The organism is uncultured Aquimarina sp. (genome assembly GCF_947492405.1).
GTDB lineage: Bacteria > Bacteroidota > Bacteroidia > Flavobacteriales > Flavobacteriaceae > Aquimarina.
This window is the reverse complement of record NZ_CANLMP010000001.1, coordinates 602,688-614,907: the sequence shown is the minus strand read 5'-3', so window position 1 is coordinate 614,907 and position 12,220 is coordinate 602,688. Positions and strand designations below refer to the sequence as shown.

Below are 12,220 nucleotides of genomic sequence, written 5' to 3'. Positions count from 1 at the left end.
ACAATTCAAGAAAGTGACCCAATTTAGAAACAAACAGTGGATTTATACCAAGAGACCTGAAAAAGTAGTTAATCAAAGTCATTATACATTAGAGGAGAATGTAATCTCTATTTCAGAAGTAAAACCGGGAAAAGCCTTATTAAAGTCTGTATATTTTAGTATAGATCCATATATGCGTATCCAGCAATCTAAGCATAACACCTGGGAAGAGCCACATCCATTAGATACCGTTCAAGGTGGCGCCGTCGTCGCTCAAATAGTGGCAATTAATGATAATAGTTCCTCTTTAAAAAAAGGAGATTGGGTATTATCATATACTGGTTGGCAGGAATATGCTATTACAGAAATTAGTAATCTTCGTTTATTAGATCCTACTAAAATTTCAGTCACAACGGCTTTAGGTGTCTTAGGCATGCCTGCTCGAATTGCTTATTTTGGACTTCTTGAAGCTGGTTTGCCTAAAGAAGGAGAAACGGTAGTAGTCTCTGGAGCTTCTGGTGCCGTTGGGCAAATTGTAGCGCAAATTGCCCAAATAAAAGGCTGTAAAGTTATTGGTATTGCGGGATCAGATGAAAAAACAAAATTTCTCAAAGAAATAATAGGTGTAAGCGAAGTAATAAATTATAAGAAGCATTCATCAGCAAAAGAAATGTATCAAGAATTAAAGCGAATATCACCGGAAGGAATAGATATATACTATGATAATGTAGGCGGATATATTACGGATGCCGTTTTTGAACACATTAATATTAATGCCAGAATCATTATTTGTGGACAGATTTCTCAATACTCAGGTGGATTAGATACTCCTGAAATGGGACCAAGATTTCTACATAAAATCTTATATAAAAGAGCAACTATACAAGGTGTTCTTGCTAGAGATTACAATCAAAGAATGGACGAATTACTTTCCGAAATGACTCCTTGGGTACAAGATGGTTTGATTAAATATAAAGAAACCATTATCAAAGGATTCGATCAACTACCAGAGGCTTTAAATATGCTTTTTTTTGGAAAAAACATGGGTAAATTAATTGTAAAAATATAAGAAGTAATTACAAAAACATTTGATTGATTTTAGAACGTAATTTTCGACCATAGTCCTCTTGTAACCAATCTCTATAATTTTTGGTGCTTTTACTAATGCAATAAGAATAACGTCTAACTCTATATTCAATATCCTGATCTAATAGTTTGCTAAGAATTCGTGCGTCGAAAACATCTTCACTATTTTCCACACACATCTTAGCATGTTGTTCAATCGATTTTTCTAACACACTTTTACTACGTAAACCATATTTTTTGGTATTAGCATATTCCGTTTCGATATCAAAATCTATTTCAGTAGAATTACTAAATTGCTTTCTTACTTCTTCCGGCATTACGTATTTAAATTTACGTTCTATCTCATCATCACTAACCAAGCTTTCATAATAAAAATCAGGTGATCTAAAAATAGATTGCCAGTCTATTTCTCCATTCCAAAGTCCAAAACGCGCCGTGTTATTTCCCATATCAATAATAGAAAACTCTGGTTTTTTAGGAAGTATTCTGGATCCCCTACCAATCATTTGAAAATAAAGAGTCAAAGATTTCGTAGCTCGATTAAGAATTACCGTTTCTACAGTAGGTTCATCAAAACCAGTAGTCAAAATACTCACAGAAGTAAGAATTGCATTATCTGTATGCTTAAACCATTTTAGTATATCGGCTCTTTCTTGTTTACTATTCGTATTATCTAAGTGTCTTATTGGATATCCTGCTCTATGGAAAACATCATAGACTTGAATTGAAGTATTAATACCATTATTAAAAATTAATGTCTTTTGTCCCTTTGATCTTTCTTCATATGCTTTTAGCAACTTATCCTGCATCAACGCATTTGTATATAGATCTTCAGAAGATTTCACAGTATAATCCCCATTCATACCTATCTTAAGAGAACCAAGACCTACATCATATGTGTACGTCACTGGTTTAGCCAAAAACCCATTTCCAATAAGAGATGTAATAGTATCTCCAACAATCAACTCTCTATAGTTATCTTTCATTGGAAGCTTCATATTAGAACTAAGAGGTGTAGCCGTAACACCTAGAATAAAGCAAGTATCGAAAAAACGAAATAATTTTCGAAAAGAGTTATAATGTGCCTCATCAATAATGACCATTCCTACATTATCAATCTCTAATTGATCATCATTAAGTCTATTATTAAGTGTTTCTACCATAGCCACAAAACACATATACTCATGCTGATCTTCAAGCTTTTTTACATTACTGTTAATGATCTTATTTTTCACATTAAACTCAGTAAGCATTTTAGATGTTTGGTCACAAAGCTCGATACGATGCGTTAAGACTACGACTTTCTTCTTTGTGGTTTCTATATACCTTCTTACAATTTCTGAAAAGATAACCGTTTTCCCCCCACCAGTAGGTAGCTGATAAAGTAAATTATAGCTTTTAGGAAACTCTTGCAAACGCCCAAAGATCTTATCAATATCTCTAGCCTGATAATTATAAAGTACTTTCTGTTCCTTTTTTTCTATTTCAGTGGGTTCCACCCGCATTTGCTTTAGGTTAAAAAATAAGCTACAAAATTAAGCACTTTATAAACTTATATAAAAGAATTCGTAGAATATATTTCGTTTTAATTCAACAAATCTCTTCTAAAATGTTAATTATTCATAATATTTCTTACAACCATTTTTGTTCTTTTAATTTTAAATAAAAATTGATTATTCATTAATGACTAAGATTGATAAAGATCTAATACCTGTTCAAGCACTACTTGTTCCTAAATCAATTTTATATACAGGTAAAGTGTTAAACTGGATTTCTCCTTTTTTAGCTTCTAGATTTGGAGCCCGTTTATTTTTAACACCGTTTAAGTACAAAAGACCAGAACGGGAAAGAACTATGGCGATAGAAAGTCGTAAAGAAAAAGTAAAAATCAAGAATATAAATCGGGATGTAATTGTTTATAACTATGGAACCTCTAACAAAAAGGTTTTGTTAGTACATGGATGGTCAGGTAGTGGTACTCAACTTTCTAAGATTGCAGATCAATTATTGCAAAAAGGTTTTAGTACGGTAAGTTTTGACGCACCGGCTCACGGTGAAGCTCCGGGAAAGAGAAGTAATATGCCACATTTTATTGAAACCATACGCCAATTAGAAAAAACTCATGGACCATTCTATAGCGCTATTGGACATTCATTAGGAGGTATGTCTTTATTAAGAGCTACCAAATTCGGTTTCATGATTGAAAAATTGATAATAATCGGTACAGCAAACAGTGTAACCAAAATAACCAAAGAATTTGTTAGAAATCTACAGTTAAGCCAGAAAACCGGAAGATTAATGAAACGATACCTCGATGAACGTTATGGAGAAGACCTTGACAATTATTCTGGAGGGATTTCTGCAGAAGCAGTAAAAATACCAACCTTAGTTGTTCATGATAAAAATGACGTCGACGTAAATTATAAAGAGGCTATAGAGATTCATAAAAAATTAACGAAAGGAACATTATTATTAACTGAGAAATTAGGTCATAGAAAAATTCTTGGAGATCAGGAGGTAATTGGTAAAATAATTGAGTTTATTATATAATAAGAATTCTTATGTTATGGACTGTACTGATATACGACTATATACACATAAAACTATAATTTGAATAACATGAAAAAGATTCTAATATTATTCATCAGTATTTTAACGATAAGTTGTACTGGTAATGCTCAAAAAGAAACAAAAAAAGAAAAGAAAGAATATGCTGTTTCTAAGACAAACAAAGAATGGAAGGAAATCCTAACAAATGATCAGTATTATATCTTAAGACAAGCCGGCACAGAAAGACCTTTTTCTAGTCCTCTAAATAAAGTGTATGCTTCAGGAACTTTTCACTGCGCAGGATGTAATACACCGTTATACGAAAGTGAACATAAATTTGATAGTGGCACAGGTTGGCCTAGTTTTGATAGAGCTGTAAAAGGAAATGTATCTGTTGACACGGATTATAAGTTAGGTTACGCTAGAACTGAACTTGTATGTGGAACTTGTGGAGGGCATTTAGGACATGTTTTTAATGATGGACCAAGGGAAACTACCGGAAAAAGACATTGTATTAATGGCGATGCTTTAATTTTTGAACCAAAACAAACCAAGTAATGAGCAAATACCCTTTTGACAAAACAGAAGACCAATGGAGAAAAGAACTCTCTGAAGAACAATATAGAGTATTGAGACAAAAAGGAACCGAGCGTCCTTTTACCGGAGAATATAATATTCACTCAGAAGATGGAACCTATAAATGTATGGGATGTCATGTTCCACTGTTCGAAAGTACATCGAAATTTGACTCTGGATGTGGATGGCCTAGTTTTGATCAATCTATTGAAGGAAGCGTAGAATACATAAAAGACACAACTCATGGCATGATAAGAACAGAAATTCTATGCGCTAACTGTGGCAGTCACTTAGGGCATATTTTTGATGATGGACCTACAGAAACAGGGCAACGCTATTGTGTAAATTCGGTAAGTATTGATTTCGATAAAGCATAAATTTCATACTTTGGAACACTTATTGATAAGTATATTCAATATCAAAACAACAAATAATTACATATTATGAAAAAGATTTTCACACTTTTATTTTTATCATCCTTATTATTCACCTCGTGCGTCAATGACGATGATGCAGATTTTGACACTATAGGAACAACATTCGAATTTACTACAGACTTTAATCAATCTAATGATTTCTTGCATCGATTCTTTTTTAATGAAAACATTTTTGATTCTGATGTGGTACTGGTGTATAGATTAGAGAGTGTGAATAATGGGCTAGATGTTTGGGAACCTCTGCCAACTGCTACAATTTTTATTGATGATGGTAATGGTGGTGATATTACTGTTCTATACCGATTTAATTTTACATCAGGAGACGTAGATGTATTGTTAGAAAGTAACGCCTTTGATTTAGTTCCTACTAGCTTAACAAATAATCAAACATTTAGAGTCGTAGTTGTACCTGCTTCATTTGCAGAAAATACAGATATTGATTTATCAGATTTAAATGAAGTTCAATCTGCTTTAAATTTAGAATTTTAAGAATCCAATTATTAAAGAATATTTGTTTTTATTCTAAAAATAATAAATACTACAAAAAATTAACACTATCGTAATGATAGTGTTTTTTTATATAAATAATTAGTATAGATAATTGCAAAAATGGAATGGTTAAAACCTTTTTTGGTTAACCTAATTATCCGTAAATTCGTGTCTTCAAAAAATTCACATTTATGAGCGCATATGATATTATCGTATTAGGAAGTGGACCTGGTGGTTATGTAACTGCTATTAGAGCTTCTCAATTGGGGTTTAAAACTGCTATTATTGAAAAAGAAAGCCTTGGAGGTGTATGTTTAAATTGGGGATGTATACCCACAAAAGCACTATTAAAAAGTGCGCAGGTATTTGATTACCTTAAACATGCGTCTGATTATGGCTTAACTGTGGAAAAATTTGATAAAGATTTTGATGCAGTGGTAAAACGTAGTCGTGGCGTTGCAGAAGGAATGAGCAAAGGTGTTCAATTCTTAATGAAAAAAAATAAAATTGACGTAATCGAAGGTTTTGGTAAATTAAAATCTGGTAGTAAAGTTACTGTTACTGATAAAGATGGAAACGCTACTGATTATGATGCAAAGCATATCATTGTTGCTACAGGAGCTAGATCAAGAGAATTACCAAATCTACCACAAGATGGTAAAAAAGTAATCGGATATAGAGAAGCTATGACTTTAGATTCTCAACCTAAGAAAATGATCGTAGTAGGTTCTGGTGCAATTGGCGTAGAGTTTGCTCATTTTTATAACGCGATGGGAACAGAAGTTACTATAGTAGAATTTCTTCCTAACCTAGTGCCACTAGAAGATGAAGAAGTTTCTAAGCAATTTGAAAGAAGTTTCAAAAAAGCCGGAATCAAAGTAATGACCAATTCTTCTGTGGAAAGTGTCGATACTAGTGGTGATGGTGTAAAAGCAACTGTAAAAACTAAAAAAGGAGAAGAAATTCTTGAAGCTGATATTGTATTATCTGCTGTAGGAATTAAAACGAATATAGAAAACATAGGATTAGAAGAATTAGGAATTGCTACAGATAGAGATAAGATTGTGGTAAATGACTGGTATCAAACTAATATTCCTGGTGTTTATGCTATTGGTGATGTTGTATCTGGTCCTGCATTAGCACATGTTGCTTCTGCAGAGGGTATTACTTGCGTAGAAAAAATAGCCAATATGCACGTAGAAGCAATCGACTATGGTAATATTCCGGGATGTACATATGCTTCTCCAGAAATTGCAAGTGTAGGAATGACAGAAAAACAAGCTAAAGAAGCTGGTTATGAGCTTAAAGTTGGTAAATTTCCTTTCTCAGCCTCTGGTAAAGCAAGTGCTGCCGGAACTAAAGATGGTTTTGTAAAAGTAATTTTTGACGCTAAATATGGTGAATGGTTAGGGTGCCATATGATAGGAGCTGGAGTAACAGATATGATTGCGGAGGCCGTATTAGGTAGAAAATTAGAAACTACAGGTCATGAAGTACTAAAAGCTATACATCCTCATCCAACAATGAGTGAGGCCGTTATGGAAGCTGTAGCTGATGCTTACGATGAAGTGATTCATTTATAACAGATATTATATTTTCATAAAAAACACCTTACTAAAATTATTTAGTAAGGTGTTTTTTATTTTTATAATCATATTTTTTAATTCGAACTCATAGGAATCGAACCAATATTAAAAGATGGTACAGGCAGCCTTAATCCAAAATACCAGTATGGATCACCTGTAAACACGTTAATAGCCGCACCTGTCTGTACATAATCATGTAGTATTGATACTACCAAACCGGCCCCTAACTCGGGGACATCATCTCCATCAAAATCTGGAGCAGAAATATGAAGCCCAATTCCCCAATCAAAAATTCTATTATATGCTACGCTTCTTCTTCTTATTTTTTGATCCCACAATCCTTTTAGAATTAGGTTATAATAAGGAGCCATCTGAAATTGTGTTTTTACATTTGTCCTTGCCAAAGGGTCCGCAAAAATAACACCAACCGTACTTTCTATGTGAGGTAAGATTCTATACATATAAACCTCCCGGTTTTCCCTATAGATCAGTTTTTTCTTAGAGTTTATTTCAAACTTAAACGCAATGCGATCTCCACTACCTCGTATTCCGGTTGTAAATAAGTCTAGATCTGTTTGGGTTGGCATATTTGCTAAAGAGAGTTTAAAAACTTTATCACTAAACTTCAGTAAACTAAAGTCTATTGGAGTTCCTAAAATCAACGCTTCTATACTTTGAACGCTATTACTATCCGAAATTATTCTTACCCACTTTTCTAAATATACTTTCAAATCATTAACATACTTTTTTAAATTTTGAATATTTACAAGATTTTTTACTTGATCATACAGCGAAACCGCTTTATCCAAAAGTTGTTTTCCATCTTCTTTGGTTATAAAATTAATATCACTTTCTATTTGTGATACTACCTGAAAAAAAGATGTTTGGTCATTGATTTTTAAGTTTTCATAGAACGAAATTCTTTTTCTAATTTCTATTTCAAAATTCTCCAAATCACTTTTAAAACTGTTAAAATCTGTGATAAATTGATTTAGCTGAGGGTCTGATATCTGTTCAATGTCCTGTGTGATTTGACTAACAATACTCGTGAACTCCACCTTTAATGTTTGCTTAAGGTGTTCTATTTGAATATCAATGACGTCTCTCAACGCAGACAAACCATTATTTTTATTTTTATTCGCAAGCGCACTTAATTCTTCTAATTGTTTTTGCTGTTCTTCTGTAGGTAAAATTTGCCATCTTTCTACCTCATAAGGTTGTTTTGGCTTTATAGAGTCAAATCCCGGTAAATGTACGGAATCACTTTTATTATTCTTAGTATACAACCAAGCGCCAAATTGAATATACACACCCTCATTATTTGCGAAATTTTCTACTTGATTAGTTAACTGCTTTAACTCATTTTGAGCAGCGTTATATATATATTCCGGTCTAAAACTTTTTAATTCAACTCCATTATCTTCTAAACTTAAACCTAAATCGGTAATAGCTAATGCAACTTTCTGCATTTTATTTGCCCATTCTTTGTTTAACTGAGAATTTTCTTTAAACCGCCGATAATTATAAGTGTTTAATAATGTATTGAATGAATCCAGATTTTTTTCCCTAAGTCTCATTGCCTCAGAAAACATCTTAATTTTTTTATCAATATCATCGGGTAAACCAGCGCCGTTTTTTTCAATTTCAGAAACAATAGCAGAATAATCTAAATCAATCTGTAAAACACTATTGATATCGACAATCTTATTGTTGACAAAGTTTTCTTTAGGCTTTCCGTCTTTTAAATAGGTACCATCTCTGTCCTTTTCTAAAATAGAAAACACAGATTTTTGATCTTCACTTGACAATTGATCCTGCCCATAAGCTGTAATAGTTGATACGCAATAACAGCAAATAAGCATATAATAAATGTGGATTTTCTTTACAACACCCATATAGTTATTGATTTAAATTTTGGTCATAAGCCATCGCCAACATAATAGATTTTTCTATATAATACGTTGATCGATTATCATATTTTGACGCTAATACTACATTTCCAATATTATTAAAAACGTTAGAAATTGATAAAAGCACATAAGAGTCCATAGAATTCCAGTTTATTTCATCTAGTCGCGGACTAACTTTTAATCCTTTTAAAGTATTTAAAATAAAACTAATATCAGGAGCTTGTATTACTTTTAAGCCGTTATAAAAATGATCATCGGAATTTATAAAAGAAGAAATTTTTTGTACAGCTCCATCAGATTGTGTGGTATCACCTATTACTAATATAAGTGTCACCGGTTCATTTGCTAATGCATTATTAAATACAGTGTTAGCTACAGTAGCATCCGTTTTGGATAAAATAATAGGTTCTATCATAAGAGTATATTTTAGAATAAAGCTTGAGTACCTAAAAGTATACAAAAATATATCCTTATAAAAGGGGGAAAACACCTAATTCCAATAAGAAAAACACTATATCTACCTGAGTTAGTTCGGGATCAAATTACAATATTAAAAAGGTACCTCAAGGTTTGTCATTATCATAGAAACAAGCTTATATTTCCTATTAACAGCAATTAACAAAATAAAAATCCTAAATTCTTCTTACTACGAGATATGATCCAACGAACAATCCTTACCGCTACTTCAAGTTAAAATAAGTTTTTTTTATTTTTCTATAAAAAACTTTGAATCGCTAGCTCATAACTTTGTAATCCTAAACCAAGAATAACTCCTTTTGCATTTGGAGAAATATAAGATTGATGCCTAAACTCTTCTCTACCAAAAGTATTAGAAATATGTACTTCGATCACCGGAACAGTAACTGCTTTAATTGCATCACCAATACCGATAGAAGTATGTGTATAGGCTCCTGCATTCAAAATGACTCCATCATAAGTACCATCGGCTTCCTGGATTCTAGTAATCAATTCGCCTTCTATATTAGATTGAAAATAGCCTAGTTCCACATCTCTAAATTTCATTTGTAATTCTGAAAAAAAATCTTCAAAAGATTGGTTACCATATACACTAGGTTCTCTTTTACCTAAAAGGTTAAGGTTTGGTCCGTTTAATATTAAAAGTTTCATTTATTGTTCTCGTGAGATTCTTCGATTATTTTTTGTCTTAAACAAATACCCTATTGATAATTGAGCAACTGAATTTCTATTGGTTATATCAATAATACTTGTATCATTAATATTAGTTAAACCTAAATTATATCGTAGTTGAAAAAACAAACCACTTTCTAGCTTATAACCTGCTCCAAATGCCCAACTAACATCAAAATTATTAAAAGAATCAAAAAACGGGTCATTATCAGCTACATCATCATTTCCCACATTTGTCAATAAAGCAAATTGCGGACCTGTTTCAAGGCTAATACGTTCTGTTACATATGTTTTAGTTATAATAGGTAACGAAAAATAATTTAAACTAATTTTCTGCTCCTGACCTCCAACATCTACTTTGTAACCTTGCGCTGAATAGAGTAATTCTCCTTGTATATAAAACTTACTTGAAATAGGATATTCTACCACGGCTCCGAGATGTATTCTTATCCTTCCTTCAGTACCATCGGCATCACCTAAAATATTACTATAATTAATACCACCTTTAAATCCTGCTCTTGCATATAATGGATCTTCATCATCAAGCTTCTGAGCATTTACAGAAACAAAACTTAGGACCATCATAAGTATAAAAATATTTCTTTTCATCCTTTATTATAAGTTTATACTCAAAAGTAGCTTTATTTTTTTATACAACGTAAAAAGGAAACAAAAAACCTTTGCATAATATAAAGGTATAAATACTAATATGTGCAAACAAAACATGTTCTTTCCTATTCATAACTCATTTTACATTCATAAAAACATAATCATATTTTCTGATTATTAAGGCGTTATGTTCTACACGAATAGTTTATTTGAAATTTCTATAAAAAACCTAGTAACAAATATTCTATAATTGTTACTAACTGATATAATAAACCATAAACAAACAATTATCATGAAAAAATTAATGTTAACTGCAGTAGCAGTATTTAGCTTAGCTTTTGCTAATGCTCAGGATGGAGAAGGATTTGCTAAAGGAGATATTTTCATCTCAGGATCTTTTGGATACAACTCACAATCCACTGGTGATGCTAAGTCTAACTCATTTGAGATTACTCCTAGAGCAGGTTTCTTTGTATCGGATAATATCGTGGTAGGTGCCAGAATAAGTTATACGACTCAAAAACTAGAAATACCATTTACTGATGATACGAAAACAAACATTTTTACGGGTGGAGCATTTGGTAGGTATTATTTTACGCCATCTAGTAAGTTTTCTATTTTTGGTGAACTTGGGGCGAACTATCTTTCTATTAAAACAGAAATAGCAACAATTGATTCAACCACAGATGGATTTTTAATTGGTGGAGGACCTGGAGTAAGCTATTTCATTAGCGATAACTTTGCTTTAGAAGCTTTCTGGGGAGCAATTTCTTATTCTTCAACAAAACCAGATTTTGATGGAGCCGAATCTACTGATTTATTTTCTATCGGAGTGAATCTTGATGATATCAATCTTGGATTGGTATATAAATTCTAATAATATAATTATTATCTAATTTTAAATCCATTCGCAGTTTGCGGATGGATTTTCTTTTTTATATTAGGAAACATGAAATGGAGTCATGCGATAAAAGATTACGAACATTACTTACGAATCGAAAGAGGACTTTCTGATAATTCTATTATCAATTATAGTTTGGATATCCAAAGATTACTTAAATATCTAGAAGAAAATGATATTGAGACCACTCCTATTGCTATAGAAAAAGATATATTAAAACAATTCATTTATGAAACTGCAAAATTAGTCAATGCTAGATCTCAAGCTCGCATAATTTCTGGTTTAAAAAGTTTTTTCAATTATTTAATTTTTGAGGATTATAGAGAAACCAATCCCATGGAACTTATAGAAGCTCCTAAAATTGGTAGGAAGTTACCAGATACATTATCTTTAGAAGAAATAGATACTATCATTTCTCATGTAGATCTAAGTAAACCCGAAGGAGAAAGAAATAAAGCTATTATAGAAACGCTTTATGGATGCGGACTTCGAGTTAGTGAATTAATCGATTTAAAACTCTCTAATCTTTTTTTTGATGAAGGTTTCATTAGTGTAACAGGAAAAGGAGATAAACAAAGATTCGTTCCTATTGGCGAAATAACACAGAAATATATCAATATTTATAAGAACGAAATAAGAATTCATCTCGATATCAAGAAAGGTCACGAAGATACGTTGTTTTTAAATCGCAGAGGAAGACAACTTACAAGAGCTATGATTTTTACTATTGTAAAAAGGCTTGTTGAAAAAGCAGGCATTCATAAAAACATAAGTCCTCATACGTTCAGACATTCTTTTGCAACCCATTTATTGGAAAATGGAGCCGATCTGAGAGCTATACAATTGATGTTAGGACACGAAAGCATAACCACTACAGAAATATATATGCATCTTGACAGAAGTCACTTAACTGAAGTTATTAATACATTTCATCCAAGAAAATAATAT

General features: G+C 32.0%; 13 protein-coding genes. 8 read left to right on the top strand and 5 right to left on the bottom strand.

From position 1 onward, the window contains the following. Positions 1 to 13: 13 nt before the first annotated feature. Positions 14 to 1,048, top strand: a complete 1,035-nt coding sequence (locus tag Q0829_RS02735) for an NADP-dependent oxidoreductase (protein WP_298539650.1) — start codon at positions 14 to 16, stop codon at positions 1,046 to 1,048. A gap of 7 nt (positions 1,049 to 1,055) precedes the next feature. On the opposite strand, the gene Q0829_RS02730 is transcribed toward Q0829_RS02735, so the two are convergent. Continuing rightward, positions 1,056 to 2,570 (bottom strand): DEAD/DEAH box helicase family protein, encoded by a 1,515-nt coding sequence (locus Q0829_RS02730; protein WP_298539648.1) that lies wholly within the window; start codon positions 2,568 to 2,570, stop codon positions 1,056 to 1,058. Positions 2,571 to 2,748: 178 nt separating this feature from the next. On the opposite strand from Q0829_RS02730, the gene Q0829_RS02725 reads away from it, so the two are divergent. From Q0829_RS02725 to lpdA, 5 genes are all read left to right on the top strand, one after another. After that, positions 2,749 to 3,615, top strand: coding sequence for an alpha/beta fold hydrolase (locus Q0829_RS02725; protein WP_298539646.1), 867 nt, complete (start codon positions 2,749 to 2,751; stop codon positions 3,613 to 3,615). Positions 3,616 to 3,684: 69 nt separating this feature from the next. Continuing rightward, positions 3,685 to 4,173, top strand: a complete 489-nt coding sequence (gene msrB / locus Q0829_RS02720) for a peptide-methionine (R)-S-oxide reductase MsrB (protein ID WP_298539644.1) — start codon at positions 3,685 to 3,687, stop codon at positions 4,171 to 4,173. Then, positions 4,173 to 4,568, top strand: coding sequence for a peptide-methionine (R)-S-oxide reductase MsrB (gene msrB / locus Q0829_RS02715; protein ID WP_298539642.1), 396 nt, complete (start codon positions 4,173 to 4,175; stop codon positions 4,566 to 4,568). The genes msrB (Q0829_RS02720) and msrB (Q0829_RS02715) overlap by 1 nt, the downstream gene beginning before the upstream one ends. A gap of 66 nt (positions 4,569 to 4,634) precedes the next feature. Next, the gene (locus Q0829_RS02710) at positions 4,635 to 5,117 is read left to right on the top strand and encodes a hypothetical protein (protein WP_298539641.1); all 483 of its coding nucleotides are present in this window, start codon (positions 4,635 to 4,637) and stop codon (positions 5,115 to 5,117) included. 191 nt (positions 5,118 to 5,308) lie between these two features. Further along, positions 5,309 to 6,700, top strand: coding sequence for a dihydrolipoyl dehydrogenase (gene lpdA / locus Q0829_RS02705; protein ID WP_298539639.1), 1,392 nt, complete (start codon positions 5,309 to 5,311; stop codon positions 6,698 to 6,700). 77 nt (positions 6,701 to 6,777) lie between these two features. Here the strand turns inward: lpdA and Q0829_RS02700 are convergent, their stop codons facing one another. The 4 genes from Q0829_RS02700 to Q0829_RS02685 all read right to left on the bottom strand — a co-directional run bounded on the left by Q0829_RS02700 (position 6,778) and on the right by Q0829_RS02685 (position 10,371). Next, positions 6,778 to 8,598 carry a hypothetical protein gene (locus Q0829_RS02700; RefSeq protein ID WP_298539636.1) on the bottom strand — a complete coding sequence of 607 codons (1,821 nt, stop codon included), beginning with the start codon at positions 8,596 to 8,598 and terminating at the stop codon, positions 6,778 to 6,780. A gap of 4 nt (positions 8,599 to 8,602) precedes the next feature. After that, positions 8,603 to 9,028, bottom strand: a complete 426-nt coding sequence (locus Q0829_RS02695; protein ID WP_298539633.1) for a hypothetical protein — start codon at positions 9,026 to 9,028, stop codon at positions 8,603 to 8,605. Positions 9,029 to 9,327: 299 nt separating this feature from the next. Continuing rightward, complete coding sequence (gene aroQ, locus Q0829_RS02690; RefSeq protein ID WP_298539631.1) at positions 9,328 to 9,741, bottom strand: type II 3-dehydroquinate dehydratase; 414 nt, start codon at positions 9,739 to 9,741, stop codon at positions 9,328 to 9,330. Next, a complete protein-coding gene (locus Q0829_RS02685) occupies positions 9,742 to 10,371 on the bottom strand; it encodes a porin family protein (RefSeq protein ID WP_298539629.1) in 630 nt (209 codons plus the stop codon). It lies immediately after the preceding gene. 292 nt (positions 10,372 to 10,663) lie between these two features. On the opposite strand from Q0829_RS02685, the gene Q0829_RS02680 reads away from it, so the two are divergent. Further along, complete coding sequence (locus tag Q0829_RS02680) at positions 10,664 to 11,248, top strand: outer membrane beta-barrel protein (RefSeq protein WP_298539628.1); 585 nt, start codon at positions 10,664 to 10,666, stop codon at positions 11,246 to 11,248. A 72-nt stretch (positions 11,249 to 11,320) separates the two neighbouring features. Then, the gene (gene xerD, locus Q0829_RS02675; RefSeq protein WP_298539626.1) at positions 11,321 to 12,217 is read left to right on the top strand and encodes a site-specific tyrosine recombinase XerD; all 897 of its coding nucleotides are present in this window, start codon (positions 11,321 to 11,323) and stop codon (positions 12,215 to 12,217) included. The last annotated feature ends 3 nt before the right edge of the window (positions 12,218 to 12,220 follow it).